Here is a 26,540-nt window from a genome sequence, read left to right as displayed (position 1 = left end):
TCCGAAGGCCCTTGCCCCCGGTGCGCGGCACCGGGGCGGGGCTCCAGGTGCTATCGCGGGGTTCGTCGGCGCTCGTCCCGGTCAAGGATGAGCATCAGCAATGACGTGACCGCCGACCCCGCCAGGATGCTGAGCATGGCGAGCCTCCAGGCTCCCGGCTCGCTCACGCCACCGCCCGCATTCAGCACGAGCCCCGCGACGATGGTGGCCAGGAATGCGGCCAGGTTTCCGGCCGTTGACTGCAGCGCCAGCGCGGCGCCGCGTTCGGCCACGGGCACTCTCACGAGAATGGCCGGCGTCAGCGATCCGGCGTCGGAGAAGATGGCGCAGACATAGACCGCGCTCAGGATGAAGACGAACAGGAACGGACCCTCCATCGTCAGCGCGAGGATCAGGCCGAGGATGGCCGATGATCCTGAAGCCAGCGCGATCACGCGATGCCTGCGCCCGGCCTCGGCGCGCCGCGCCACCCAGGTGCTGAGCGGCATGGCCAAGGGCCCGACGAAGGTCGTCAGCAGCGCGAAGTTCCAGCTGACATAGGCCTCGTTACCGGGTGCCAGGGCCGTGAAGGTCAGCAGGGCGATCCACCAGGTGCGGAAAGCCATCCCCTCCCAGCTGTTCCCCCCTACGGCAATGAGGAACAGACCCATCCTGGGCAGGCGCAGCACTTTCCATAGGCGTGCCCCGAGCGAACCCTCGGAGGGTCTGATTCTGGGGGCGGGCATCGTGGCGCGAACCAGCACGACGGCGGCGGCCGCGGTGCAGGCCGCACCCGTGAATGCCGCCTGCCAGCCGATGAGCATCTCCAGCAGGCCCGATACCGCGAAAGACGCCGACAGGCCCAATGTCAGCGTCGAGACATATTCACTGGCCGCCTGCTGCTGGCGTTCGGGCGGCAGGACCGCCATCAGGATCCGCAGGCCCGGCATGTAGGTGCCCGCCATGCCGATGCCGGTAAGGACGCGGCCGGCGACGAGGGCGGGGAAGCTCGCGCTGAGAAGCGGGAACAGCAGGCCGCCCGCGATGCCGAAGGCAGCGCCCAGCATGTACAGCCGCCTGGCATCCCTGGTGTCGGTCAGCCCGGCGAAGATCGGGGAGCCGATCGCATAGGCGAGGAAGAAGGCGCCGCCCGCGATGCCGGCCTCGGCCTCGGTGAAGCCCGTAGCGGCGCGCAGGGCGGGCAGGATGGCCGCGTAGTTCGCAAAGCCGATGAGATGGCCGAGCAGCGCCGCCAGCATGATGAGACGAGGGTATCTCACCGGCTCTGCGCCCGGCCTGAAATGGAGAAGGTGGCTGTGTTTGTCATGTCCTGATCTGCCCAACCGGAGAACTCCTCGATGGGCGACTGTGCAGTTGCGTGACAAACGAATAGTCTCGGCGTTCAGATGAACTCAGCTCATGTGAAGCGTGGTGCCTTGCCGCTCATCGCGCTGCGTGCCTTCGAGGCCGCGGCCCGACGCGGCAGCTTCCAGGATGGCGCGCAGGAGGTCGGCCTGACGCCTTCGGCGGTCAGTCACCATGTCCGCCAGCTCGAAGCGACGATCGGCGCGGCCTTGTTCGAACGCCATCATCGCCGCGTCTCGCTGACACCGCCGGGTGAGGCGCTGGCCGGCTCGCTGGCCGAGGGCTTCGAGATCATCGGCCGTGCCTATGCGCGGGCAGCGGGCAGGCCGGAGCGGCTTGTGGTGTCCGCCTCGCCGGGGTTTGCCGCGCGCTGGCTGCTTCCCGCCGCGCAGATCATGCGCGAGGAAGGGATCGAGCTGCAGGTGGATGCCACGCCCTATGTGGTGGATGTGGAGAACGGCGCCTGCGACGTCGCCATCCGCCTTTCGGAAACGGCGCCGCCACGGCTGGCGGCCAACCGCCTGGCCACCTCGCCGATCGTGCTGTTGACCTCAGCCAAGCGCATGGCGGGGCGCTCCAGCCTCGATATCGAGGAGATCGCGGCCGGGCCGCTGCTGGGGCAGTCGATCGCGCCCCATTTCTGGCCGGAAGTGCTGAAGGTGCTCGGCGTGCGGAACGGCACTGCCGCCGAGGCCTATTTCGATTCCTTCGACAGCGCCCTGCAGGCCGTCGAAGGCGGCTACGGCTTCACCTTCGCACCCGAGATCCTGGTGGCGCAGCGCGTGGCGGATGGCACGCTGGCCCTGGCGTTGCCCCGCCGCTTCGGGCGCCGGCGGGCATGGAGCTACTGGTTCGTCTCCCGCCCCGAGGTCGCGCGGAGGGCTGCGGTCAGGCGCCTGTTCGATGTCCTTGTCGGCGTTCTCGGCGTCGAGGGAAGCCAGGCCCTGAAGCCGCCAGGCCTGGCATCCACCCCCGACATCTCCGGCGACTAGGCCGGGGTCAGCACATACTGCGCCCCGGCCCGCTCCGCGATTCCCTTGATCAGCGTGTCCAGCGCGTCCGGGATGGGAATGCCCCCCGCCAGCCGCTTCGCCTTGGCTTCGTCTTCCGGCTCGCCCGCCACCTTCACCCGCACATCCGGGTTCACGCGGTCGGCGCCGTGCAGCTCGTCGATCACGGCGTCCAGATCGGTCTCGAACTCTCCCTCGGGGCGGAACACGTCCGGGCGCAGCGCCAGGAAGAAATGGCCGATATTGTTCGGGTCGTTGTCCTTCTGCGTGCGGTTGCGGATGGGCGAGAAGCTGGCGCCCACCAGGCAGCCGCCCAGGATGTGGGCCAGCATGGCCAGGCCGTAGCCCTTGTGGCTGCCCATGGCGCCGGTGCCGCCCAGCGGCGTGATGCCGCCTTCCTTGCGCTTGAAGGTGTACTCGAAGCCTTCATGCGGGTCGGTCACGGTCTGGCCCTTGCCATCCACCACCCAGCCCTCGGGCACCTTCTTGTCGTTGAGGTGATAGACCTTGACCTTGTTGCCCGCGACGGTCGTGGTCGCCATGTCCAGCACGAAGTCATTGTGCTTGCGCGAGGGTGCCGAGAAGGCGATCGGGTTGGTGCCCAGCACAGGCTCAGACGAACCCGTGGGCACCATGATGATGCCGCGCGTGGAGGACGTGACCAGCCCGATCATCCCCTTCTGCGAGGCGATGCGCGCATAGGCGCCGGCCGCGCCGAAATGGTGGCTGTTCACCACGCCGACCACGCCCACGCCATGGGTGCCCGCCAGTTCCACGGCCAGCTCCATCGCCTGGACCGAGACCGGGTGGCCCAGCCCATCCTCGCCCGACAGGAAGGCGGTGGCGCCCAGGCGCCTGATTTCCTTCGGCCGGTTGGCGATGCGTAGCTGGCCCTTCTGCATCATCTCCTCATAGTTCATCAGCATGCTGATGCCGTGGCTGTCGACCGCCATCAGGTCGGTCTCGGTCATCACGTCGGCGGTGGTCTGGGCCAGGTCCTCCGGCATGCCCCAGGCGGTGAGCACCGCGAGGCATTGGGCACGGACGGAATCAGCGGTGGCATGCAGCATGTGTGGTCTCAATCCAATGTGGCGCCGGTGGCGCGGACGGCGGGAAGCCATTTTTCCGCCTCGGCCTCGATGAAGGCGCGGGTGCGGGCAGGGGTCATGTTCTCGGGGATGGCATTGCCGAGGGCGATCAGCCTTTCCCGCACCGGGCCCGAGGCCACGGCCTGCTGGATGCGGGAGGACAGCAGTTCGAGAATGGCGGGCGGCGTGCCGAGCGGTGCGGACCAGGGCGTCCAGGTCGTGGCCGTGAAGCCCGGGATGCCGACCTCGGCACCCGTCGGCACGTCGGGCAGCATCGGGCTGCGCTGGGCGCTGCCGATGACGATGCCGCGCACCGTGCCGCGCTGGATGTGCTCGGCCAGGAAGGAGATGGTGTCCGTCTGGAACAGCACGCGCCCGGCAGACAGGTCGGTGAAGCTGGCGGCCGACCCGCGATAGGGCACATGCTGCGCGCTCTCGCCCATCACCTGCAGCAGCAGGGCGGAGGAGATATGCCCCGTCGTGCCGTTGCCGGAGGAGCCGTAGGGCACCACGCCGCGCCGGCTGCGCAACTGCTCGCGGAACTGGGCGAAGTTCTCGGCGCCGAGCGATGGGTGGGCCGCCACCACCATCGCGCTCTCGCTGCTGATGCTGATGTGGTCCAGCCCCGTGATCGGGTTCACCGGCTGGTTCGGGTACAGCGCGACGTTCAGCACATGGCTGCCGAGGGCGCCCACCAGGATGGTGTAGCCGTCCGGGGCGGCGCGCCCCACGGTCTCCACCGCCACGGTGCCGCCGGCCGCGGGCCGGTTCTCGACCACGAATTGCTGGCCGAGCGCGGTGGACAGCGCGCCGGACACCAGCCGGGCGTTGATGTCGGCATTGCCGCCCGGCGCCAGCGTCACGACGACGCGAACCGGGCGGTTGGGATAATCCTGCGCTGCGGCAGGCAGCGCGGCGACAAGCCCCATCAGGGCGAGGGCAAGCTTCTTCACGGCTGGTCTCCTCAGGCGATGGTGTGGGAAAGGGTGCCGACGCGCGACACGGTGAGTTCGAGCCGGTCGCCGCTGCGCAGATAGCGCGGGGGCTGGCGGAAATGCCCGGAACCGGCGGGGGTGCCGGTCGCGATGATGTCGCCCGGCCGCAGGGTGAAGCGGCGCGACAGATAGGCGATCAGGAAGGGCACGTTGAAGATCAGGTCGCGCGTGTTGCCGTGCTGGACCTCCTCTCCGTTCAGCGTGCAGGACACATCCATGTCGAAGGGCTCGCCCGTCTCGTCGGGCGTGACCAGGAAGGGGCCGAGCGGGCAGAAGCCGTCCAGCGACTTGGCGAAGCTCGTTTGCTGCACCGGGCCGTCGAACTGGATTTCCCGCGCGGTCAGGTCGTTCAGCACGCTGTAGCCCGCGACATATTCCAGGGCCGCGCCCTCGGGCACGTCGCGGGCGGCGCGGCCGATCACCACGGCAAGCTCCGCCTCCCAATCCGGCTTGGTGACGATGGGCGGGATGCGCACGGCGGCCCCTGGCGCGGAGAGTGTGGTCGCGGGCTTGAGGAAGATGCGCGGCTCGACCAGCTTCGGCCCGCCCACCTCCTTCGCGTGGTCGTCATAGTTGCGGCCGACGCCCAGGATCTTGCCGGGCACCAGCGGCGGCAGCAGCGGGCCCATGGGCGCGCGCAGCGCGGCATTCTCGGCCCGCGCGGCGAAGGCGAGCGCGCGGGCGCAGTCGGCCAGCGCGGCCTCACCCGCCTCGACCACCGCCAGCAGGGTAGGGGGCAGCACGTCCCCGCCGGCGGCCTCCAGCGCGGCGGCCAGCGGCACCAGCCCGTCCCCCAGCGCCGCCACCACGGTGGGCTGGCCGCCGATCAGCGCGGTCCCGAGCCTCATGCCGCGAGTTCCGCCGCGTAACGGTCCGCCATGACCTGCACCCGCAGGATGTAGCGCGGCTCGTCGGGGCCGTAGTCGGCCACGGCGTTGTGGCAGGTGCCGATATTGTCCCACATCAGCACGTCACCCGGCGCCCAGCTGTGGGCATAGAGGTATTTTCGCTGGCGCTGATGGATGAACAGATACTCCAGCAGCGCGTCGCTCTCGGGCTTTTCCAGCCCCTCGATCTCGATCGCGTAGCCGGGGTTGCAGTACAGGATCTCCTCGCCGCTGATCGGGTGGCGGCGCAGGATGGGCTGCCACACGGGCGGCTTCTTCGCGCGCTGCGCGGGCGTCAGCGGGCCGCGGCCGGAGCCGGGGCGGGTGCGCACCATGTCCCAGAATTTCGCGAAGTCATGCAGGGCGCGGCGCCCGCGCAGGCGGGCCGCGATCTCGGGCGGCAGGTCGCGGGCGGCGGCGTGCATGTCCAGGAACTGCGTCTCGCCCAGGGCGCGGCCGTCGCGCACCGGCACTTCCTTGGCGTGCAGGATGTTGGCCAGCGCGATGTCGGACGAATAGCTCATGTCCGTGTGCCAGCCCTGGCCGGCATCGCCGAGGCCCACGGGCTTGCCCTCGGCGTCGCGCTTGTTGGACAGGATCATCACCTCCGGATGGCCCGGCGCGTGGAAGCTGTTGGCGACATTCTCCTCCAGCGTGCCGAATCGCGCGCCCAGCTCGGACAGCATGGTGGCGTCGATGTCCTGGCCCGGGATGTGCAGCACGCCGTGCCGGCCGAGAGCGGCCAGCATGGTCTGAAAATCCGCCTCGCTGAGGGGGTTCCGCAAATCCACGTCCAGAACCCGCGCGCTGAGGCCGTTATTCGGCTCTATCCGCATGGTGTTTCCTCCAAACCGTAGCTTCGGGCTTGTCCGGACAGGCGTCAACCATGCATGCAACGCATGACGTGCCCGGCAAACCTGCCGGTTGCCGCGCGCGATTCGGGAATGGAGCATGTGGCCAATGCAGAATGAAACGTCCCGGGTGATTGTTGTCGGCGCTGGCGTCGTGGGGTTGGCCGTGGCCTGGCACCTGGCGCGCGGCGGCGCGTCCGTCACGGTGCTGGACCCGGAGGAGCCGGGCTCCGGCGCTTCCTCGGGCAATGCGGGGGCGATTTCCTCCAGTTCGGTGGCGCCGCTCGCGATGCCGGGCATCCTGAAGCAGGTGCCGGGCATGCTGCTGAAGGCCGATGGCGCGCTGCGCATCCCGCCGACCTATTTTCCGAAGCTGGTGCCCTGGCTGGCGCGCTTCCTGGCCGCCGCCCGCCCCGCGCGCGTCGAGGAGATCGCGGATGCGCTGGCCTTCCTGCAGGGCAGCGCGGTGGAGCAGCACCGCGCCATGCTGGCCGAGGAAGGTGCCCCCGAGCTGATGCGCGAGACCGGGCAGCTGCATCTCTATTTTGATGATGCCCATCTGGCCAAGGATGCCGGCGGCTGGGCGCTGCGGCGGAAATACGGGCAGAAGATCGAGTATCTGCGCGGTGCCGCCCTGCATGAGTTCCAGCCCGGCCTGTCGCCGCAATACCAGCTGGGGGTGCTGATGCCCGACCTCGGCGCCAGCACCAACCCGCGCCGCCATGCCGAGGTCTTCGCGCGCGGCGTGCGCCGGATGGGCGGGCAGATCCTGCACGGCCGCGCCCTGGCGCTGACCACGGAGGGCGGCCGCGTCACCGGCGTCAGCACGCCGGAAGGCATCATGCGGGCCGACCAGGTGGTGCTGGCCGCCGGCGCCTGGTCGGCCGAGCTGCTGCGCCCGCTGGGCTATCGCATCCCGCTGGAAAGCCAGCGTGGTTACCATGTGGTGCTGCCGAAATCGGGGCTCGACCTGCCGCGCATCGTGGTGGCGGCCGATCGCAAGGCCTTCATCTCGCCCATGGAGATGGGCGTGCGGGTCGCGGGCACGGTGGAGTTCGGCGGGCTGACCCGCGCGCCCGATCCACGCCGCGCCGCCTTCCTGATGCAGGACATCAAGCGTGTGTTTCCCGCCGCGAGCACCGAGGGCGCCGAGGGCTTCTGGATGGGCCATCGCCCCTGCCTGCCGGACAGCCTGCCGGTGATCGGCCCGGTCAAAAGCTGGCCCGGCCTGTGGTGCGCCTTCGGCCATGGGCATCTGGGCCTGACCGGCTCCGCACCCACCGGCGCGCTGCTGGCGCGCGCCATGCTGGGCCCCAAGCCCAACACCGACTTCTCGGCCTTCGCCCCGGAGCGCTTCGCATGAGCAGACCCACCACCGGCGACATCGCGCGCGGCGTGCTGAAGCTGGCCGCCCCCACCACCATGCTGTCGCTGATGCAGGCCTTCGCCCTGCTGGTGGAAACCTTCATCGCGGCCCGCCTCGGGCGCGGGCCGCTCGCGGGCTATGCCACCGTGCTGCCCTTCGCCCTGCTGCTGGGGCAGATGAGCGCGGGGGCGATGGGCGGCGGCGTGGTCAGCGCCATCGCCCGCGCGCTGGGCGCCAGGCGGGAGGACGAGGCGAGCGCCATGGTCAAGCACGCGCTGACCATCGCGCTGTGCTTCGCCGGCGGCTTCATCCTGGCCATGGTGATCCTGCCGCGCCCGATCCTGTCCGCCATCGGCGGCGAGGCCGCGGCCGAGTTCGGCGTGCCCTTCGCCATGGTCTATTTCGGGCTGGGGGCGGTGCCGGCCTGGATCGCGAACACGCTGGCCTCCGTGCTGCGCGGCGGGGGGCGGCACGGGATCGCGGCCAAGGTGAACACGCTGGCCTGGTTGTTCTCGCCGGTGCTGGGCTGGCTGCTGGCGCTTGAGATGGGGATGGGGCTGATCGGCGTCGGCATCGGCTTCGGGGCCGCGATGTGGGCGGCGGCCATCGCCCAGGGCATCGTGGTGCTGCGCGGCTCGGCGGGCTTCCGGCCTGATTTCTCGGTGCCGTTCCAGGGGGCGCTGTTCAAGCGGATCCTGTCTGTCGGCGCCGTGGCCTGCGCGCTGGCCGCGGTGTCGAACCTGACCACCATCCTGGTCACGGCCCAGCTCAAATCCTACGGCCAGGCGGCTGTCGCGGCCTATGGCGTGTCGGCGCGGCTGGAGTTCCTGATGATCCCGCTGGCCTTCGGCGTGGGCTCCGCGCTGACGGCGCTGGTCGGGCGTGCCGTGGGTGCGGGTGATTGGGAATTGGCGCGCCGCACGGCCTGGGTCGGCGGGGGCATGGCCTTCGGGGTCTGTGCCGTGGTGGGGGTCTCGGTGGCCATCTTCCCCTATGCCTTCGCGGGCGTCTTCGCCTCGGACCCCGAGGTGCAGGCGATCGCGGCGCTCGCGCTCGGCTGCATCGGGCCGGCCTTCGCGGGCTTCGGGCTAGGCATGGCGATGTATTTCGCGGCCATGGGGGCGGGGCGCATGCGCTGGCCGGTGGCTGCTGGGCTGTCGCGGCTGGGGCTGGCGGTGCTGGGCGGCGCGCTGCTGGGCGAGACCTTCGGCATGGGCCTTGTCGGCCACTTCCTGGCAGTCGCCGCCGGCATCACCGCCTACGGGCTCATCGCCGCTGCTGCGGTGCAACCCCGCGAATGGGCCCCGCGTTTACTCAGGCAAACGTGAAGGGAAAATCGTCATGGCCAACACAACCCAGGATACCCATGGCCAGCCGATGCGTATCGCCAATCCTGAGGAAGGTGGGGCGAAGGGCGAGGTCTGGGCCTTCATCCGCGCGCTGCTGATCGTGGTCGCCGTTGCCGCCGCGGCCGCCTATTTCTTTTTCATGTAGTACCGCGACTGCTCGCGAAATCGTGTAGTCGCGGGCATCCATCTTGGCGATTGCCTGCGAAGGCCGGTTCTGTTGCATTGCAACCACAAGTTATCCTGTCGCAACGTCACTGGAGGAGGCCACCATGCAGCCTGATCCGCGTGCACTTGCCATCGCCCGGCACGTCAACAACCGTGGTCACGCAGCGCGTATGGACCAACACCGTCAGGAGGAGCGGGAAATCCTGTGGCTGCTCTTCGCCGCTGTGTCTTCCCTGCTGGTGGCGGTGTCGATCGTGGCGCTCGCCTTCGGCTAGAAAAGCGGCCGGCGGAGCGCCACGAACTCCGTCACGGCCGAGGCGAAGCGCTCGCAATCCTCGTCCGTAACGGGCAGGCTGAGAGCGGCCATGCCGCGACGGGCGAGGTAGAAGCCCGCCTCCAGCATGTCGAAGAAGAACAGCTCGCGCAGCTTCTCCTCGGACGGTTCCGCCTTGTAGGGGCGGATGATGTCGCCGCTGCGGAAATGCACGCACATCATGCTGCCGATGCCGGTGAATTGCATCGGCAGCCCGGCGCAGGCGGCGTTGAGGGCCGCGCGCAGCTTCTCTCCGCGCGCATGCAGGGCGGTCACGGCCTCGCCCTTGAAGATCTCGCCCATCGCGACGTTGCCGGCCGCCATCGACCAGACATTGTTGTTGAAGGTGCCGGCATGCGGCAGCGTGCCGGGCTTGTGGCCGTCGAACACGCCCATGATGTCCGCCCGGCCGCCGAAGGCGCCGAAGCTCATGCCGCCCGCCACATACTTGCCCAGCGTCGTCAGGTCCGGCGTGATGCCGTGCAGCTTCTGCAGCCCGCCCTCGGAGTGGCGGGAGGTCATCACCTCGTCGAAGATCAGCAGGGCGCCGGTTTCGGTGCAGGCCTCGCGCAGCGCCGCCAGGAACGCGCGGCTGGCCGGGATGCAGCCGCCCGAGCCCAGCATGGGCTCGACCAGCACCGCACCCAGCCTGCCCTTCAGCGCGCGGATGCTGGCCGCCGCGCCCTCGGCGTCGTTGTAGTCCATGAAGTGCAGCGGCAGCGGCACGTTCACCGCGTTCTTCTCGCTGCCGAAGGTCATGACGCCGCCATGGTAGCCGCCGCGCGCGACCATCACATCCGACAGGCCCGTGAAGCCCCGCGCGCCGGCCAGCGCCATCATGTTGGCCTCGGTGCCGCTGTTGGTGAAGCGTACCATGTCGAGCGAGGGGAAACGGCCGCAGAGAATGGCCGCGAGCTGCCCCTCGGCCACGCCGACGGAAGCCAGGTTGATGCCGTTGTCGAGGGCCATCTTCACCGCATCCAGGATGCGCTTCTCGGAATGGCCGAACAGGCCGGCGGTGTATTCGCCCAGCAGGTCCGTGTATTCGCGCCCGTCCACATCCCACAGCCTGGCGCCTTCGCCCCGCGCCATGGCGGTGGGGAAGGGGGTGTAGAACAGCACCGACCGGGTGTTGCCGCCCGGCAGGTGCTCCCTTGCCCTGGTGTGGATCTCGGCGCTTTTCGGCCGGGCCGCGCTGTAGCGCGCATGGGCGTCGGCAAGCGCCTCATCGAGGGTGGAGTTGACGGGCGAGGCGTGGTCGAGCGGGCTCATGCCCGCAGCCTCGCCCCGTCAGGGCCGGGCGGTCAAGCGCCCGGCTGCTGGATCGCCGACAGCATCCAGGGGCCGCCCTGCACGCGCACGAAGGTCCAGAGCTCCGTCGCGGTGGTGCGGCGGGTGGGATCGCCCTCGACCACCGCGCCGTCGGAGAGGCGGCGCGTCACGTCGATCATGCTGAAGCGCATGGCCACCGTGCAGTACTCGCGCGCATTCTCGCGCCAGGCCTCGGCCACGTCGCCCTGTTCGAGGCGGACGTCGCTCGTCTCATTCCGCCAGCCGCGGGCGGCGAGGGCCGCGTAGTCGTCGCGGAAATACTGCACCATCTCGGGCGTCGCGATGCGCTGCAGCGCGGCCATGTCCTGGGCGGACCAGGCGCGGTTCACCTCGACCAGCGTGTTGCCGAAGCTCATCTGGTCCTGCGCGCTGATGCCGATCTCATCGGGGTTGCCGCGGCGCGGGGCGGCACCGCCGCCGCCGAAATGGGCGCGCTGCTCGGGCTGCATCGCCTCACGCGGCATGCCGCCGGCCATGGCGGGCTGCTGGCGGCGCATGAAGATCATGCGCAGCACCATCACCAGGCCGATGATCAGGCCGATCTGCAGCAGGAAGCCCAGGATGCCGGCCAGGCTGCCCAGGCCGCTGAAGAAGCCGCCGCCGGCCAGCAGGCCGAAGATGCCCGCACCCAGCATGCCGGCCATCAGGCCGCCCATGAACGGGTTGCGCTGGAAGAAGCCCTGGCGCGCCGGCTGGGCCGCGCCCGGCATCGGGCGCTGCGCGGAGGGCGCCATGTCGGGCCGCGTGGGCGTCTGCTGCGTGCGGTCGAAGGTGGGCGCGGTGCGGGGCGCGGTGTTCGTCGAGGGCGGCGCCATGAAGGTGCGGCTGCCGCGGCTGCCGGAGGACGAACCGCCGCCCGGCCGGGCATCGGCCAGGGCAGGCGCGAGCGCAAGCAGGGCCGCTGCGGCGATGGCCACGAAACGGGCAGGGGAACGCATGGGTGACTGACTCCAGGTCGTTATGAAGATGGACGTTATGTAAGAACTCTCATGCCCGATTGCGAGTGGTCCCCGCAAGCCGGAACATCCGGTTGTTCAGGAGGATGCGCATGCTGCTGAAACGCGCGGGTGAACTCAAGGCATTCCGCATCTCACCCCGGGATACCAATTACTTCGCCTGCCTGCTGGACCCGATCGCGGATGGCGCGGGCTTCACCTGGGTGGTGGAGATCTTTACCCCCGGCGGCGCCACGCCGCCCAATGTGCACCAGAAGGCGCAGGAGGCCTTCTTCGTGCTGGCCGGCCGCGGCATCGCCCGCGCTGGCGACACCAGCGCCGAGATCGGTCCCGGCGACTGCTTCATGTTGCCCCCGGGCCTGGAGCACATCGTGGAGAACCCCGGGCCAGGCAAGCTGTATTGCCTGACCCTGATGGTGCCGGACGAGGACTTCGCAGCCCTGATCCGCAACGGCATCCCGGTGGAACTGGATGCCGAGGATATGGCGGTGCTGACCCGTCAGGGCAGCACTCACGGGTGAGCGGGTAGAAGATCTTCTTTTTCTGAAGAAAAAGAAGCAAAAAGACTTTTCGATTCTAGCGCGCCCAAAACTTCCAAAAGTTTTTTGGTTCTTTTTTACTAAAAAAGAACGTTATTTCTTACTTAATAACTTTTTGGCAGCCCCAACACTTTCTCCGCAATAAAACAGGAAATCAGGTTGGGGCTGACCGGCGCGATCCACGGGATATGCGCTTCGCGAAGCAGCCGCTCCACATGGTATTCGCGGGCATAGCCGAAGCCGCCATGGGTCATAACCGCGTTCTGGCAGGCCTTCAGCCCGGCCTCGGCGGCCAGGAACTTGGCGGAGTTCGCCTCGGCGCCGCATTCGAGGCCCCGGTCGTAGCGGCTGCCGGCCTTCAGCACCATCAGCCAGGCGGCCTCCAACGCCATCCAATCCTGGGCCAGCGGATGCTGGATGCCCTGGTTCTGGCCGATCGGGCGGCCGAACACCTGGCGGTCCTTGGCGTATTCGGTGGCCCGTGCCAGCGCCGCGCGGCCGATGCCCACGGCCTCGGCGGCGATCAGCACGCGCTCGGGGTTCAGCCCGTGCAGGATCATGCGGAAACCCTGGCCTTCCTCGCCGATGCGGTCCTCGGCGGGGATCTCGTAATCCTCGAAGAAGATCTCGTTCGAATCGACGGCGGCGCGGCCCATCTTCGGGATCTCCCGCACCGAGGCACGGGTGCGGTCCAGCGCGGTATAGAACAGCGACAGCCCTTCGGTGGGCTTGCGGCACTGGTCGAGCGGCGTGGTGCGGGCCAGCAGCAGGATGCGGTCGGCCACCTGCGCGGTGCTGATCCAGACCTTCTGGCCGTTCACGATGTACTTGTCGCCGCGCCGCTCCGCGCGGGTCTTGAGCTTGGTGGTGTCGAGGCCCGTGGTGGGCTCGGTTACGCCAAAGCAGGCCTTTTCGCGGCCGGCCACCAGCGGCGGCAGGAAGCGGGCCTTCTGTTCCTCGGTGCCGAACACCACCACCGGGTTCAGCCCGAAGATGTTCATGTGCACGGCGGATGCCCCGGACATGCCGGCGCCGGAGGCCGCGATCGCCTCCATCATCAGCGCGGCCTCGGTGATGCCGAGCCCGCTGCCGCCGTATTCCTCGGGGATGCAAATGCCCAGGAACCCGGCCTCGGCCACGGCGGCGTAGAAATCCTGCGGGAAGCTGTGGGTCTCCTCCCGCTCCAGCCAATAGGCGTCGTTAAAACGTTGGCACAGCGCGGCCACGCCGTCGCGGATCGCCTGCTGGTCGTCTGACAGTTCGAAATCCATGATGTTCCCTCAGGCAGCCTTGATCATCGCCGCGCATTTCTCGCCGATCATGATGGAGCCGGCATTGGTGTTTCCCGATAGCACGGTCGGCATGATGGAGGCATCAGCCACGCGCAGCCCCTCGATGCCGCGCACCCGCAGCTGGCTGTCGACCACGGCGCCCTCATCCTCCCCCATGCGGCAGGTGCCGGAGGGGTGGTAGATGGTGTTGCCGTGCTGGCGGCAGAACTCCAGCAGGCCGGCGTCGTCGGGCGCATGGGCGGGGCCGGGCAGGAATTCCTCCACGATCCAGGGGCGCATGGCGTCGGTCGCGGCCAGGCGGCGGCCAAGCTGCAGGCCCGCCACCATGCAGTCGCGGTCCAGCTGCGCGGTCAGGTAATTGGCCTGGATCAGCGGCGCGTCCTCCACCCGGCCGCTCGCCAGCGTCACGGTGCCGCGGCTTTCGGGGCGCAGCTGGCAGACGCTCATGGTGAAGCCCGGGAATTTGTGCAGCCCGTCGCTCATCTTCTCCGCGCTGAAGGGGATGAAGTGGAACTGCACGTCGGGCGTTGCCGATTGCGGCAGCACCTTCGCGAACAGGCCTGAGGTGGCGGCGGCGTAGGTCAGCGGGCCAGTGCGGTGGCGCAGATACTCAAGCCCCGCCTTAAATTGCCCCCAGCGGCTGGCCAGCACGTCGTTCAGCGTCACGGGCTGGGTGGCGCGGAACAGCAGGCGTGCCTGGAAATGGTCCTGTAGGTTGCGCCCCACATTGGGCACGTCCTTCAGCACCGAGATGCCGTGGGATTGCAGGTGCCCGGCCTCTCCGATGCCCGACAGCATCAGGATCTGCGGGGAATGGATGGCGCCGCCGGAGAGGATCACCTCGCGCCGGGCGCGCAGCTGATGCACCTCGCCATCCTGGCTGTATTCGACACCGACGCAGCGGCTGCCCTCGAACAGCAGGCGGCGGGTCTGGGCGCCGGTCTCGACCCGCACATTGTGCGGGCGCGGCCGCAGATAGGCGGTATAGGCCGAGCAGCGCCGGCCGTGCCGCGTGGTGGTCTGGTACCAGCCGGCGCCTTCCTGGACGATGCCGTTGAAGTCATTGGTGCGGGGCAGGCCGATCTCGACAGCTGCCTCGATGAAGGCGGCCGAGATCGGGTTGCTGTCGCGTAGGTCACTGACGCCGAGCGGGCCGCCCGCGCCATGGATCTCGTCCGCGCCGCGCTCATTGTCCTCGGCCTTGCGGAAGAAGGGCAGCACATCCTCGAACCCCCAGCCGACGCAGCCGAGCTGGCGCCAGTGGTTGAAGTCCTCCACCTGGCCGCGGAGGTAGACCAGCCCGTTGATCGCGCTGGTGCCGCCCACCACGCGCCCGCGCGGCCAGGGAATGCGGCGGTTGTGCAGCTCGGGCTCGGGTTCGGTGGAGAAGCCCCAGGAAATGGTGGGGTGATACATGGTCTTGGCGTAGCCGACGGGGATGTGCAGCCAGGGGCTGGTGTCGCGCCCGCCTGCCTCCAGCAGCGTGACCGAGGCGCCGGGAATTTCCGCCAGCCTTCCCGCCACGGCGCATCCCGCCGAGCCGGCCCCGATCACGATGAAGTCGGTGTCCATGTTTCGCTCCCGTTTCCCTTATGGTTCCGGGAGACGGCGCGGCGGTCAACCGGTCACAGCGCGGCGGCCACTGCCGCCAGCTGATGCGCCACCTGGGTCCAGCTCGGCTCGAAGCCCATGGCGGCATGGGCCTGCATGTCCTCCTCACGCCAATGCAGGGCGCGGGCGGTATAGCGCGTGCCCTCGCCCTCATCCTCGAAGGTGACGATGGCGGTGAAGAAGGGCTTGGCCGAGGGCTTCCAGCCCGCCTCATAGGCATCGGTGCTGACCAGGCGGCTCCCTTCCACCACCTCCAGGAACACGCCGCCCACCGGCATTTCCTGGCCATCGGGCATGCGCATCACCGCGCGCATCGCCCCACCCGGGCGCACATCCATCTCCAGCACCTCGGTCGTCAGCGGGGCGGGGGCGAACCAGCGGGCGGTGTGCCGTGTGTAGGCCTCCCACAGCTTGGCGCGCGGCACCGGGAAGAACAGGGAAATCGACAGCTCGTTCATGCGGGCCTCTTGGTGTCTCGGACGCGGTCCATAACAATGCGGGCCAAGAGGAGACGCAGCAATGGACGGTTTCAAGTCGCTGTTGGGCGCGGGCAACGTGCTGACGGCGCCCCAGGACATCGCGCCCCATGCGGTGGACTGGCGCGGCCAGCAGGGCGCCATGCCCGCCGCCGTCGTCCGCCCCGGCACCACGGAGCAGGCGGCCGGCGTGCTGCGCCTGGCCGCCGAATACGGCATGCGGGTGGTGCCGCATGGCGGCCGCACCGGGCTCTCGGGGGCCGCGATCCCGCAGGCGGGAGAGGCTCCGGTGCTGGTCGTCTCGATGGAGCGCATGAACCGCATCCGCCTGCTGGACCCGCTGGACATGTCCATCGCCGTCGATGCCGGCATCACCGTCCAGGCCGTGCAGGAGGCCGCGCGTGAGGCCGGGCGGTATTTCCCCCTCAGCTTCGGCGCGCAGGGCACGGCGCAGATCGGTGGCGCGCTGTCCACCAATGCCGGCGGCATCAACACCATCCGCTACGGCAATGCCCGCGACCTGGTGCTGGGGCTGGAGGTGGTGCTGCCCGACGGCCGCGTGCTGGACGACATGCGGCGCATCCGCAAGGACAACACCGGCTATGCGCTGCGCCACCTGTATCTGGGCGCCGAGGGCACGCTGGGGCTGATTACCGGGGCGTCCCTGAAGCTGTTCCCGGCGCTGCGCACGCGTGAGACCGCCTTCCTGTCCGTGCCGAGCCCCCACCATGCCCTGCGCCTGCTGGCGCGCATGCAGGATTCGGGTGCGGATCTGGTCGCCTTCGAGCTGATGGACAGCCATCTGGTGGAGCTGACGGTGGGCTATGTGCCCGGCCTGCGCCTGCCCGTGCCGCTGACCACCCCCTGGTGCGTCATCATCGAGGCGGGATCGCCGCACCCCTCGGCCCCGGTGCGTGAGCTGATGGAAGCGGCCCTCGCCGAAGGGATCGAGGCCGGGGAGGCGATCGACGTGATGCTGGCCGAGAGCGAGCAGGCGCGCTCCATGATCTGGCGCATCCGCGAGAGCGCGCCCGAGGCATCGCGCAGCACCGGCCCCGCCGTGCCGACCGACACGGCCGTTCCCGTCTCCGTGGTGCCGGACTTCCTGGATGCGGTGCTGGGTTTCGCCGGGGCCAACTGGCCGGGCATGCGCGTGGGCGCCATGGGCCATCTGGGGGACGGCAACATCCACATCAGCCTGCACGGCCCGCATGACATGCCGCGCGATCAGTGGCTGGCCGTCGCCGGCGGCTTCGCGGAGGGGGTGAATGCGCTGGCGGTGGAGCGCGGCGGCAGCTTCTCGGCCGAGCACGGCATCGGCATCACCAAGCTGAAGGGCATGACCCGCTTCAAGAACCCGCTGGCCCTTTCCCTGATGCGGCGCATCAAGGCCGCGCTGGACCCGGCGGGCATCATGAACCCGGGCAAGGTGCTGCCCCCGGGCTGATCCCTCATTTGCGCAATTGCGCTGCGCCGCCGTCATTCGCTAGCCATAGGGGCCATGGCACGCATCCCCATCCACTACGACAGCTTCATGATCTCCAACGGCCTCAAGGGTTCGGAGCGCGCGAGCGTGGGGCGGATCACGCATCACACGCTGATCCGCGATGCCGATGACATGACGGTCTCGGCCTATGACCATCACATCGCCCGGCTGACCAACATCGTGCCGGGGGATGTCTCGACCTTCCGCACCGTGTGCCTGGAATGGCGCATCGTGGTGGTCGTGCGCTGCCCGGGTGTCTCCACGCTCAGGGCCGGCAATCTGGGCATCGGCGTGACCGGCAAGCCGGAGGAGGACAAGCAGGGCCTCAAGGTCGGCAATGACGTGGTGCGGCGCTCCAACGGTGAGCTGATCGTGGGCGACTATGACCTGATGTCGGTCTTCGCGGCCGAGGGCCATGGCTATGAGAAGATCGAGTTCACCCGCGACGGCGCCGGCCACAGCGCCAACTGGACGAACCCCGAGGCCGAGCGGCTGTTCCTGCGCTTCAACGCCAGCCTGACGATCAAGCTGGAACACGGCGCCAATGACGACTGGAAGACGGACAACCCCATCTACCAGAACATCCGCAACAACGGCGTCATCGGGCATCGCAGCTATGTGGCGTTCACCGATACGGGTGAATACCGGCTGCTGGGCTCACCCGGGGCGCTGAAGAACTACTATCTGAATGTGCTGAAGGTGGAGTGGCCGTATAACGTCTAGCCCAGCTCCTCCCATGCCGCCCGCGCCAGCTTCGCGATAGACAGATACGCCCCCGACTGCCCCGGCAGCCCGTCGGGCAGCGTGTCCGGCAGCCAGTCGGCATAGGCCGCGATGGCGAACAGCGGCCGGCCGTCCTTCCACACCACGCCCACATCGCTGCGCCCGCGCTTGCTGCGGCCGGTCTTGTTGTCCACCCGCGTGCCATAGGGCAGCAGGAAGGGGATCATCCCCCGCAGCCGCTGCCAGCTCATGATCCGCAGCGCCTCCGCGCACAGGTCGGCGGTGACGCCCATGGCGCGGGCCTCCACCTCGTCGGTCGAGCCCTTGACGATCTGGCGCAGCAGCAGCGCCTGGTCGGCCGGGCAGGTCACGGCGGTGTCGGTGGGCGGGTGGTCCCAGGGCAGGGCAGGGTTGGGCACCAGGCCGCGCAGGCGCGTGCTGCCCATGCCGATGCCGTTCGCCCAGGCGGTGACGGTATCCACCCCCACCTCCTTCAGCACCAGCTGCGTGCTGACATTGTCGCTGGTGATGATCATGTTCACGATCGCATCGCGCAGCGAGTATTCGGTGCCCGGCGTCATGTACTGGTAGGTGCCGCTGGTGATGCCTTCCTGCAGCTCGGCGGTGATGGTCAGCTTCTTCGCCAGGTCCAGCGTGCCGGCGCGCGCGGCCGCGAAGGCACACATCATGATGGCCACCTTGCGCGTGCTGGCGGAGGGCTGGACCGTATCCGCACCGCGCCCCCAACCGCGGCCGCTGCCGTCCAGCGCCTCGATCCGGTAGGTCAGGGTGAAGGCTTGGGCATTCGCGATGCTCTCGAAGCGGTCCATGGCTTGCGTTCCCGTCTTGTCCGGACAAGGCTAGCCATACCGGAGCGGAGACGTCGAGAGCATGAGCTACCACCCTTCCTGGCGCGGCATCACCTTTCACGACGTGGTGCCGGCAGGCGCCGTCACCGCGCGCGCCTATCTGGAGCATTGCCTGGAGCGCATCGCGGAGCGCGAGCCGGTGGTCCGGGCCTTCACCGCCATGAGTGTGGAGGATGCGCGCGCGGCCGCCGATGCCTCCTCCGCGCGCTGGAAGGCCGGCGCGCCGCTGTCGCCCATCGACGGCATGCCCATCGCGATCAAGGACCTGATCGAGACGCGGGACATGCCGACCCAGATGGGCAGCGCCGCCTATGAGGGCAATTTCCCCAAGCGCGAAGGTGCCGGCGTCCGTGCCCTGCGAGAGGCCGGGGCCATCATCCTGGCCAAGACCGTGACGACCGAGCTGGGCCAGAGCGAGCCCGGCCCCACCACCAACCCCTGGAACCGCGCGCACACGCCGGGCGGCTCGTCCTCGGGCAGCGCGGCGGCGGTGGCGGCGGGCTTCGTGCCGGTGGCCATCGGCACCCAGGTGGGCGGCAGCATCATCCGCCCCGCGGCCTATTGCGGGAACTGGGCGCTGAAGCCCACCCAGGGCGGCATCCATCGCGGTGAGCGCCAGGGCACCAGCCAGTCCACCGCCGGCCCCCATGCCAATTGTGCCGAGGATGCCTGGATGGTCGCGCGCGAGATCAGCCGCCGCGCCGGCGGCGACCCGGGCCATCCCGGCATCCAGGGCCCGATCGCGCCGCCCGAGCCGCAGCGGCCCATGCGCATCGGCGTGATGCGCACCGAGATCTGGGACCGCATGCCGCCCAAGGCGCGCGAGGCCTTCGAGCAACTGCTGCGTTCCTTCGCACCCGAGGTGGTCTGGCCTGATGAGCACCCGCTGCTGAAGGCGCTGGAGAGGAGCGTCGGCAACGCCAACGCCGTGGGCGGCCTCATCACCAGCTTCGAGAACCGCGCCGGGCTGCTGAACCTGCCGCGCGACAAGTTGGGGCCCCGCACCGTCGCCCGGCTGGACGCCAGCATGGCCTATACCGCCCAGGATTATCACGCAGCCCTGGTCGAACGGCAGGTGATGCGGGCCGCCCAGGCCGCCATCGCCCCGGTGTTCGACATGCTGATCGCGCCGTCCTGCCCCGGCCCCGCGCCCGCCTGGGACCCCACGGCGCCCGATGCCGCGAAGAACGGCCGGCCCACGGGCGATGCCTCCTGCAACGCGGGCACTTCTGCCCTGGGCGCGCCGGCCGTGACCATGCCGATGCTGGCTGTCGAGGGCATGCCCATGGGTGTGCAGGTGGTGTGTCAGCCCGGCGAGGACGCCCGCGCCATCGCCTATGCCCGCTGGCTGTACAAGCACACGCCTGTCATGAGCCTCTAGTCGCTTTTGGTCGGGCGCGGACAGGCCGCGCCCGACCAGTGCTTACGCGAAGATGAAGTCGCTCGCGGTCAGGGCGGAGACTCCGTACAGATCGATCCGGGCAGAGCCGAGAAACACCGCAGTGTTGCCGCCCGCGCTGTAGAAGGTCAGGTCGGCCATGCCGGTCGCGCCGGACCCGCGCATATCCAGGTGATCGGTTCCCTGGACGAAGTCGAACACCTGGTCGTAGCCCCAGTCGGGCGCATCGAAGACGAAGGTGTCCGCCCCGGCGCCGCCCACCAGCTGGTCATTGCCGGCACCACCCGTGATCGTATCGGCACCGCCGCCGCCACGAATGACGTCGTTGCCAGACCCGCCGGTGAGCGTGTCGTCGCCGGCCTGGCCCCACAGGGTGTCGTCCCCGTCGCTGCCGTTCAGCGTGCTGCCCGCGGTATCGGCCACCAGCACATCGGCGAAGGCGCTTCCGGTGACGGTCAGCCCGGTGCCGACGGCATACACCCCTTCGATATTGCCCGAGGTGACGGTCCAGCTCACGGTGGTCCAGACGTCATCAAAGCCTTCGTCGCCGGCCTCGGTGACGACGTCTCCGGCATCGGTCACCTGATAGATGTCGTTGCCGGTGCCGCCCGCCATCTGGTCATTGCCGGCGCCGCCATACAGCGCGTCGTCATCAGCGCCGCCCGTCAGCGTGTCGTTGCCGACGCCACCCCAGAGAACGTCGTTGCCTGCCATGCCGCTGAGCGTGTCGTCGCCGTCCAGTCCGAACAGCACGTTCGCCGCGCTGTTGCCGGTGATGCTGTCACCCTGGGCACTGCCGATGACGTTCTCGAAGCGGTTGACGAACATCGTGCCGGTGGCCAGGCCGCCAAGGACGACGGCGACGCCGGAACCGGTCCAGTGGCTGTAATCAATGGTGTCTGTCCCATCGCCGCCCTCCACATCTCCGCTCATGGAGGATCCATTGCGGATGATCAGCGTGTCGTCGCCACCGCCGAAGATGAGCGTGGTGCTGTCGGAACTGGTCAGGGTGCCGGCATTGTCGAAGACGATCGATCCGGCATCAAAAAATGCCAACATCACATGCGTGTTGGTGGAGGTGATCGATCCTGTATTCAGGATGTAGACCGTTCCGGAGTACGGCGAGTCGATATAGATGGCGTCGTTGCCACCCGTGATCGCTCCGGCATTGGAGATGGTGGGATTGGCGAGGGAACCGGAGAAGATCCCGTTGATGCTGGGATTTACATAGATTGCAGTATCCGCGCCAGTTTGAAGGCTACCATTGACGCCGATATATCCTGTCTCTCCGCCTTCAAGATACTGTTGCGTCGTGATGGTTCCGGACGAGATATTGAAGCTGGCCATGGCGCTTCCTGAAACATGTTTATTCAATAAAAATCTGACGTCGCGACCTCGTCAAGGCTATGCGGGCCCCGAACACGCGACCCATCCCGCCCTCGACACCTTCACCCAGGCGCTTGCCGCCCTCTAGGCCGTGGCATGTGAGATAGGACGGCGAACGGCCTGTGATTCCTGAGAAAGTCACTTGAAATGGCGCCGTCATGAACACATTATTACTGAAAGTTTGGCTTCGTCTGGGAATTTCTCCGCTTCTGGCCTGATCGGGCCGGATAGCGTCGTGCGGGATTGGCTGGCCGCGCCAGCCGGGATTGCGTGTCGCAGGGGTGCCAGTTCGGCGCTGGCTTGCCTGACAAGCAACCCGCGAGGACCCGCATGGACCACCACATCCCCCTCATCACCACCCTGGCCGCGGGCTTCGGCATCGCGCTGCTGCTGGGCTTCATCGCCGAGAAGCTGAAGATCCCGGCGCTGGTCGGCTATCTGCTGGCGGGCATCATCATCGGCCCCGCCACGCCGGGCTTCGTGGCGGATGTCCAACTCGCAGGCCAGCTCTCCGAGATCGGCGTCATGCTGCTGATGTTCGGCGTGGGCCTGCATTTCTCGCTGAAGGACCTGATGGCGGTGAAGCGCATCGCCGTGCCGGGCGCGGTGGTGCAGATGACGCTGGCCACGGTGCTCGGCATGGGGGTCGCCATGTTCTGGGGCTGGGGCTGGGGGGCGGGCCTCGTTTTCGGCCTGTGCCTGTCCTGCGCCAGCACCGTCGTGCTGCTGAAGGCGCTGGAGGCGCGAGGCGTCCTGGAAAGCCAGAACGGCCGCATCGCCGTGGGCTGGCTGGTGGTGGAGGACCTGGCCACCGTGCTGGTGCTGGTGCTGCTGCCGCCGCTGGCGGGTGTGCTGGGCGGCAACGTCACCGAGCAAAGTTCCAGCGGCAATATCTGGCTGACCATCGTGCAGACCCTGCTGCAGGTCGCGGCCTTCATCGCGCTGATGCTGATCGCCGGGCGCCGCGTGCTGCCCTGGCTGCTGTGGCAGGTGGCCAAGACCGGCTCGCGGGAGCTGTTCACCCTCTCGGTCGTCGCGGCCGCCATCAGCATCGCCTACGGGGCTGCCATCGTCTTCCATGTCTCCTTCGCGCTCGGCGCCTTCTTCGCCGGCATGGTGATGCGCGAATCCGAGTTCAGCCACCGCGCGGCCGATGAGAGCCTGCCGCTGCGCGACGCCTTCGCGGTGCTGTTCTTCGTCTCGGTCGGCATGCTGTTCAAGCCCGCCGTGCTGATCGAGGAGCCGCTGCATGTGCTGGCGGTGGTCGCGATCATCATGATCGGCAAGTCCATCGCGGCGCTCGGCATCGTCATCCTGTTCAAGTACCCGCTCAGCACCGCCATGATCGTCTCCGCCAGCCTCGCGCAGATCGGCGAGTTCTCCTTCATCATGGCGGGGCTCGGCGTGAATCTGGGCATCCTGCCGCAGGAGGGGATGAGCCTGGTGATGGCTGGCGCCCTGATCTCCATCGCGCTGAACCCGCTGCTGTTCGCGGCCATCGAGCCCTCCCGCCGCTGGATCATCGGCAAGTCGCGCGTGGCACGCCGGCTGGAGCGCCGGCAGGATCCCTATGCCCAGCTGCCCATGACCACGGAGCGCAAGTATCTGGAGGGGCAGATCGTGCTGGTGGGCTATGGCCGGGTCGGGCGGCGGATCGCGGCCGCGCTGGATGAGCGCGGCATCCCCTATGTCGTCGCCGAGCAGAACCGCGAGGCGGTCGAGGATCTGCGCGCCAAGGGCAAGGCCGCGGTGGCCGGCAATGCGGCAGACCCCGCCGTGCTGATCCAGGCCCATATCGCCCAGGCGGCGATGCTGGTGGTGGCCACCCCCGACACGCTGGGTGTGCGGCAGATGGCCGACACCGCGCGCAAGCTGAACCCGCAGATCGAGATCGTGCTGCGCACCCACAGCGAGGAGGAATCGGAGCTGCTGCGCGGCGACGGCACCGGTACGGTCTTCTTCGGCGAGGAGGAACTGGCCAAGGGCATGACGCACCATGTGCTGACGCGCTTCGCCCCCAAGAAGAACAACGGGCACTGAGGCGCCAACCCGGCCGCGACGCGGGCGTTGTCATTCCGGTCAAGGATCGGGGGCGGTGATGCCGCGTTGGCGATGGCTGCTGGCGAATGTGGCTAGGCGGCTCTGGGTGCGGGCCACCCTGATCGGGCTGCTGGGGGTGCTGGCGGCGCTGATGGCGGCGGTCGTCGAACGCTATATCCCCTGGCACCTGCCCGGGCAGATCGGCGCCGACGCGGTGGAGGGCATTCTCAGCATCCTGGCCTCCAGCATGCTCGCGGTCACCACCTTCTCCCTCAGCATCATGGTCTCGGCCTATGGCTCGGCCACCAGCAACGTGACGCCCCGCGCGACGAAGCTGCTGATCGAGGACAGGCTGACCCAGACCGCGCTGTCGGCCTTCCTGGGCTCCTTCCTGTTCGGCATCGTCGGGCTGATCCTCCTCAAGACCGGTGCCTATGGCGAGCGGGGGCGGGTGGTGCTGTTCGCCGTGACCATCGCGGTCATCGTGCTGGTCGTGGTCTCTCTGCTGCGCTGGATCGACCACCTGACGCGGTTCGGCCGGGTGGGCGAGACGACGGTGCGCGTCGAGGAAGCGGCGCGCGCCGCGATCGAGGCCTGGGTGGAGCGGCCCTGCCTGGGCGGAACACCGCTTCGCGCCGTGCCCGAGAGCGCCGCGCCCGTGACCGGCGAGGCCATCGGCTATGTGCAGCATATCGACATGCCGGCCCTGGCGGATCTCTGCGACGCGGCGGGGGTGGAGATCTTCGTCAATGCCGTGCCCGGCACCTTCATCTATCCCGACACGCCGCTCGCCCTGGTCGATGGCCTGCCGCCCGAGCGGCGTCATGCCCTGATCCAGGCCTTCACCATCGGGGATGTGCGCTCCTTCGACCAGGACCCGCGCTTCGGCCTGGCGGTGTTGAGCGAGATCGCCTCTCGCGCCCTGTCGCCCGCGGTGAATGATCCGGGCACAGCCATCGATGTGATCGGCCGCTGCACCCGGCTGATGTGCCGCTGGGCCGCCGAAGCCGCGTCTAAGGCGCCCGAGTACCCCCAGGTCCATGTTCCCGCCCATGCGTGGCCTGACCTGCTGGAGGACGCCTTCATGCCCATCGCCCGCGACGGCGCGGCCATGCTGGAGGTGCAGCTGCGTCTCCAGAAGGCGCTGCTGGCGCTCGCGCGGACGGGCGGGCCGGGCCTTGGTGCCGCCGCGCTCGAACAGTCGCGCCAGGCCCTGTCACGCGCCGAAGGCGCGATGCCGCTTGAGGCCGACAAGGCCCGGCTGCGGGCCGAGATCGCGGCCAGCGCGCCCTAGGGGGCGCCCACCGCGATGCCGGCCGCGACCAGCGCCGGCTTCAGCGCCTGCGCGATGCCGAGCGAGCCTGGCGTGTCGGAATGAAAGCAGATGCTCTCGAAGGCGATCGGGCGGTCATCGCCCTCGACCGTCCGCACCACCCCCTCACGGCAGGCGCGCACGACGCGTTCCGCCATCGCAAGCGGGTCGGCGCGGCCGACCTGGCGGGCGAAGACGATGGCGCCCGTGTTGTCGTAGTCGCGGTCGGCGAAGAACTCGCGCACCACGGGCTGGCCTTCCTCACGCGCGATGCGGGCGGTGACGGAGATATCCATGCAGAACAGATGCGCGGCCGGTGCCACCTTGCGCAGCGCCCGCACCAGCAGGCGTGACATGGCCTCGTTCTGCGCGAGCTCCATGTACAGCGCCCCGTGCGGCTTCACATGGGCGATGGTGCCGCCGTGGCGCGACGCGAATTCCCGCAGCGCGCCCAGCTGATAGAGGATGTCGTTCACCATCTCCTCCGGCGCCGCGTTCATCCGCCGGCGGCCGAAGCCCCGCAGGTCCGCAAAGCCCGGATGGGCGCCGATGGCGACGCCGTGCTTCACGGCCAGCGCGACGGTCGCGTCCATCAGGGACGGGTCGCCCGCGTGGAAGCCCGTGGCGATGTTGGCGGAGGTGATGTGCGGCATCAGCGCCGCATCGTCCGTCTCGCCCAGCCGCCAATGGCCGAAGCCCTCACCCATGTCGCAATTGATGTCCATGGACGGCAGCCTAACAAAAACGGCGCGGGAGTCGCCTCCCGCGCCGCATCATCCGAAGACCGGAGCCGCGATTACGGCTTGGACTTGTAGATGTCGATGATGTCGGAGAGCAGCTTCAGCGCCTCTTCCTTCGGGCGCTGGAAGGCGTTGCGGCCGACGATGGAGCCGTTGCCGCCGCCGGCATGGATCGCGCGGACCTCGTTCAGCAGGCTGTCGGCGCCCTTGGCCTCACCACCCGAGAACACCACCAGGCGACGACCGTTGAAGCAGGCCTTCACGATATGGGCGAAGCGGGCAGCCGCGTCGTCCTCGACCGGGTAGCTGCTGTAGGTCTTCTTGGCGGCATCCAGCGAGATGGCGGCCGTGGGAGGCTTCACCTTGATGATGTGCGCGCCGACCAGGGCCGCGATGTGCGCGGCATAGGCCGCGATGTCCAGCGCCGTCTCGCCGGTCTTGTCCAGCATCGGGCCACGCGGATAGGACCACACCACCACGGCCAGGCCCGCGGCCTTCGCCTCGGCGGCCAGCTCGCGCAGTTCCTCGATCATCTCGAACTGGAACTCGGAGGAGGGGTAGATGGTGAAGCCGATGGCCGAGCAGCCCAGGCGCAGCGCGTCGGCGACGGTCGCCGTCACGGCCTGGTCCTTCAGCGTGGCCAGGCTGTTGCTGTGGTTCACCTTCAGGATGGTGGGGATGCAGCCGGCGAAGGAAGCGGCGGAGGCCTCCAGCGCGCCCAGCGGCGCGGCATAGGCGTTCAGCCCGGCCTCGATGGCCAGCTCGAAGTGGTAATGCGGGTCATAACCGGCGGGGTTCGGCGCGAAGCTGCGGGCGGGGCCGTGCTCGAAGCCCTGGTCCACCGGCAGGATCACCATGCGGCCCGTGCCGGCCAGCTTGCCGGTCATCAGGATGCGGGCGATGTTCGACTTGGTGCCGGGGTTGTCGCTCTCGTACCAGGAGAGGATTTCCTTGACCTTGCGCGTGAGCTTCATCTGATCGGTGTCCCTTGTCCAACCTCGGCAGGGCATT

General features: G+C 68.7%; 25 protein-coding genes. 11 read left to right on the top strand and 14 right to left on the bottom strand.

Translation table 11 applies throughout. The features are described 5' to 3' along the window. Nucleotides 1–50: 50 nt before the first annotated feature. Nucleotides 51–1,238 carry an MFS transporter gene (locus EOD42_RS13710; protein WP_127788104.1) on the bottom strand — a complete coding sequence of 396 codons (1,188 nt, stop codon included), beginning with the start codon at nt 1,236–1,238 and terminating at the stop codon, nt 51–53. 147 nt (nt 1,239–1,385) lie between these two features. On the opposite strand from EOD42_RS13710, the gene EOD42_RS13705 reads away from it, so the two are divergent. After that, nucleotides 1,386–2,336: a LysR family transcriptional regulator gene (locus EOD42_RS13705; protein ID WP_127788103.1), complete on the top strand. Its 951-nt coding sequence runs from the start codon at nt 1,386–1,388 to the stop codon at nt 2,334–2,336. Here EOD42_RS13705 and EOD42_RS13700 read toward each other — a convergent pair. From EOD42_RS13700 to EOD42_RS13685, 4 genes are read right to left on the bottom strand one after another with little or no spacing between them, the layout of a single operon-like run. Beyond that, on the bottom strand, nt 2,333–3,424 hold the full coding sequence (locus tag EOD42_RS13700; protein WP_127788102.1) for an Ldh family oxidoreductase: 1,092 nt from the start codon (nt 3,422–3,424) through the stop codon (nt 2,333–2,335). The two genes, EOD42_RS13705 and EOD42_RS13700, sit on opposite strands and share 4 nt — an antisense overlap. 8 nt (nt 3,425–3,432) lie before the next feature. Then, a complete protein-coding gene (locus EOD42_RS13695; protein ID WP_127788101.1) occupies nt 3,433–4,395 on the bottom strand; it encodes a Bug family tripartite tricarboxylate transporter substrate binding protein in 963 nt (320 codons plus the stop codon). Between the two features lie 11 nt (nt 4,396–4,406). Then, nucleotides 4,407–5,285, bottom strand: a complete 879-nt coding sequence (locus tag EOD42_RS13690) for a fumarylacetoacetate hydrolase family protein (RefSeq protein WP_127788100.1) — start codon at nt 5,283–5,285, stop codon at nt 4,407–4,409. Then, entirely contained in the window at nt 5,282–6,160 is an 879-nt protein-coding gene (locus EOD42_RS13685) for a TauD/TfdA dioxygenase family protein (protein WP_127788099.1), read from the bottom strand. Before EOD42_RS13685 ends, EOD42_RS13690 begins: the two co-directional genes overlap by 4 nt. 145 nt (nt 6,161–6,305) lie before the next feature. Between EOD42_RS13685 and EOD42_RS13680 the strand changes: the two genes are divergently transcribed. The 4 genes from EOD42_RS13680 to EOD42_RS25925 all read left to right on the top strand — a co-directional run bounded on the left by EOD42_RS13680 (nt 6,306) and on the right by EOD42_RS25925 (nt 9,330). Next, on the top strand, nt 6,306–7,538 hold the full coding sequence (locus tag EOD42_RS13680) for an NAD(P)/FAD-dependent oxidoreductase (protein ID WP_206020353.1): 1,233 nt from the start codon (nt 6,306–6,308) through the stop codon (nt 7,536–7,538). Beyond that, nucleotides 7,535–8,869, top strand: a complete 1,335-nt coding sequence (locus tag EOD42_RS13675) for an MATE family efflux transporter (protein ID WP_127788097.1) — start codon at nt 7,535–7,537, stop codon at nt 8,867–8,869. The genes EOD42_RS13680 and EOD42_RS13675 overlap by 4 nt, the downstream gene beginning before the upstream one ends. A 13-nt stretch (nt 8,870–8,882) precedes the next feature. Next, nucleotides 8,883–9,035: a hypothetical protein gene (locus EOD42_RS25930; protein WP_164867931.1), complete on the top strand. Its 153-nt coding sequence runs from the start codon at nt 8,883–8,885 to the stop codon at nt 9,033–9,035. A 124-nt stretch (nt 9,036–9,159) separates the two neighbouring features. Beyond that, a complete protein-coding gene (locus EOD42_RS25925) occupies nt 9,160–9,330 on the top strand; it encodes a hypothetical protein (protein WP_164867930.1) in 171 nt (56 codons plus the stop codon). On the opposite strand, the gene EOD42_RS13670 is transcribed toward EOD42_RS25925, so the two are convergent. After that, on the bottom strand, nt 9,327–10,640 hold the full coding sequence (locus tag EOD42_RS13670; protein ID WP_127788096.1) for an aspartate aminotransferase family protein: 1,314 nt from the start codon (nt 10,638–10,640) through the stop codon (nt 9,327–9,329). The genes EOD42_RS25925 and EOD42_RS13670 overlap by 4 nt on opposite strands. Nucleotides 10,641–10,672: 32 nt before the next feature. Further along, the gene (locus EOD42_RS13665) at nt 10,673–11,638 is read right to left on the bottom strand and encodes a TIM44-like domain-containing protein (RefSeq protein ID WP_127788095.1); all 966 of its coding nucleotides are present in this window, start codon (nt 11,636–11,638) and stop codon (nt 10,673–10,675) included. Nucleotides 11,639–11,748: 110 nt separating this feature from the next. Between EOD42_RS13665 and EOD42_RS13660 the strand changes: the two genes are divergently transcribed. Beyond that, nucleotides 11,749–12,177, top strand: coding sequence for a cupin domain-containing protein (locus EOD42_RS13660; protein WP_240655160.1), 429 nt, complete (start codon nt 11,749–11,751; stop codon nt 12,175–12,177). A 122-nt stretch (nt 12,178–12,299) separates the two neighbouring features. Here EOD42_RS13660 and EOD42_RS13655 read toward each other — a convergent pair whose 3' ends face one another. The 3 genes from EOD42_RS13655 to EOD42_RS13645 are packed head-to-tail and all read right to left on the bottom strand — an operon-like array spanning nt 12,300 to nt 15,556. Further along, on the bottom strand, nt 12,300–13,466 hold the full coding sequence (locus EOD42_RS13655; RefSeq protein ID WP_127788093.1) for an acyl-CoA dehydrogenase family protein: 1,167 nt from the start codon (nt 13,464–13,466) through the stop codon (nt 12,300–12,302). A gap of 9 nt (nt 13,467–13,475) precedes the next feature. Further along, nucleotides 13,476–15,059, bottom strand: a complete 1,584-nt coding sequence (locus EOD42_RS13650) for a GMC family oxidoreductase (RefSeq protein WP_127788092.1) — start codon at nt 15,057–15,059, stop codon at nt 13,476–13,478. A gap of 53 nt (nt 15,060–15,112) precedes the next feature. Further along, the gene (locus EOD42_RS13645) at nt 15,113–15,556 is read right to left on the bottom strand and encodes an SRPBCC domain-containing protein (RefSeq protein WP_127788091.1); all 444 of its coding nucleotides are present in this window, start codon (nt 15,554–15,556) and stop codon (nt 15,113–15,115) included. A gap of 61 nt (nt 15,557–15,617) precedes the next feature. Here EOD42_RS13645 and EOD42_RS13640 point away from each other — a divergent pair, with 61 nt between their 5' ends. Both EOD42_RS13640 and EOD42_RS13635 read left to right on the top strand, forming a co-directional pair. Beyond that, a complete protein-coding gene (locus EOD42_RS13640) occupies nt 15,618–17,021 on the top strand; it encodes an FAD-binding oxidoreductase (protein WP_127788090.1) in 1,404 nt (467 codons plus the stop codon). A 54-nt stretch (nt 17,022–17,075) separates the two neighbouring features. Then, on the top strand, nt 17,076–17,783 hold the full coding sequence (locus tag EOD42_RS13635; RefSeq protein ID WP_127788089.1) for a hypothetical protein: 708 nt from the start codon (nt 17,076–17,078) through the stop codon (nt 17,781–17,783). Here the strand turns inward: EOD42_RS13635 and EOD42_RS13630 are convergent. Beyond that, nucleotides 17,780–18,613 carry a serine hydrolase gene (locus EOD42_RS13630; protein ID WP_127788088.1) on the bottom strand — a complete coding sequence of 278 codons (834 nt, stop codon included), beginning with the start codon at nt 18,611–18,613 and terminating at the stop codon, nt 17,780–17,782. The two genes, EOD42_RS13635 and EOD42_RS13630, sit on opposite strands and share 4 nt — an antisense overlap. A gap of 61 nt (nt 18,614–18,674) precedes the next feature. On the opposite strand from EOD42_RS13630, the gene EOD42_RS13625 reads away from it, so the two are divergent. Beyond that, nucleotides 18,675–20,033, top strand: a complete 1,359-nt coding sequence (locus tag EOD42_RS13625) for an amidase (RefSeq protein ID WP_127788087.1) — start codon at nt 18,675–18,677, stop codon at nt 20,031–20,033. 42 nt (nt 20,034–20,075) lie between these two features. Here the strand turns inward: EOD42_RS13625 and EOD42_RS13620 are convergent, their stop codons facing one another. Beyond that, nucleotides 20,076–21,398, bottom strand: coding sequence for a calcium-binding protein (locus EOD42_RS13620; protein WP_127788086.1), 1,323 nt, complete (start codon nt 21,396–21,398; stop codon nt 20,076–20,078). A 369-nt stretch (nt 21,399–21,767) separates the two neighbouring features. Here EOD42_RS13620 and ybaL point away from each other — a divergent pair, with 369 nt between their 5' ends. Further along, nucleotides 21,768–23,477 (top strand): YbaL family putative K(+) efflux transporter, encoded by a 1,710-nt coding sequence (gene ybaL, locus EOD42_RS13615; protein WP_127788085.1) that lies wholly within the window; start codon nt 21,768–21,770, stop codon nt 23,475–23,477. Nucleotides 23,478–23,535: 58 nt separating this feature from the next. Then, nucleotides 23,536–24,771, top strand: a complete 1,236-nt coding sequence (locus EOD42_RS13610; protein ID WP_127788084.1) for a DUF2254 domain-containing protein — start codon at nt 23,536–23,538, stop codon at nt 24,769–24,771. Here the strand turns inward: EOD42_RS13610 and EOD42_RS13605 are convergent. Beyond that, nucleotides 24,768–25,514 carry a 5-oxoprolinase subunit PxpA gene (locus tag EOD42_RS13605; protein WP_127788083.1) on the bottom strand — a complete coding sequence of 249 codons (747 nt, stop codon included), beginning with the start codon at nt 25,512–25,514 and terminating at the stop codon, nt 24,768–24,770. The genes EOD42_RS13610 and EOD42_RS13605 overlap by 4 nt on opposite strands. Nucleotides 25,515–25,585: 71 nt before the next feature. Further along, nucleotides 25,586–26,503 carry a class I fructose-bisphosphate aldolase gene (locus tag EOD42_RS13600; RefSeq protein WP_127788082.1) on the bottom strand — a complete coding sequence of 306 codons (918 nt, stop codon included), beginning with the start codon at nt 26,501–26,503 and terminating at the stop codon, nt 25,586–25,588. Nucleotides 26,504–26,540: the final 37 nt, after the last annotated feature.

The organism is Rhodovarius crocodyli, from assembly GCF_004005855.1.
Lineage (GTDB): Bacteria > Pseudomonadota > Alphaproteobacteria > Acetobacterales > Acetobacteraceae > Rhodovarius > Rhodovarius crocodyli.
The sequence above is the reverse complement of the archived record's forward strand: the minus strand, read 5'-3'. Positions and strand labels throughout refer to the sequence as shown.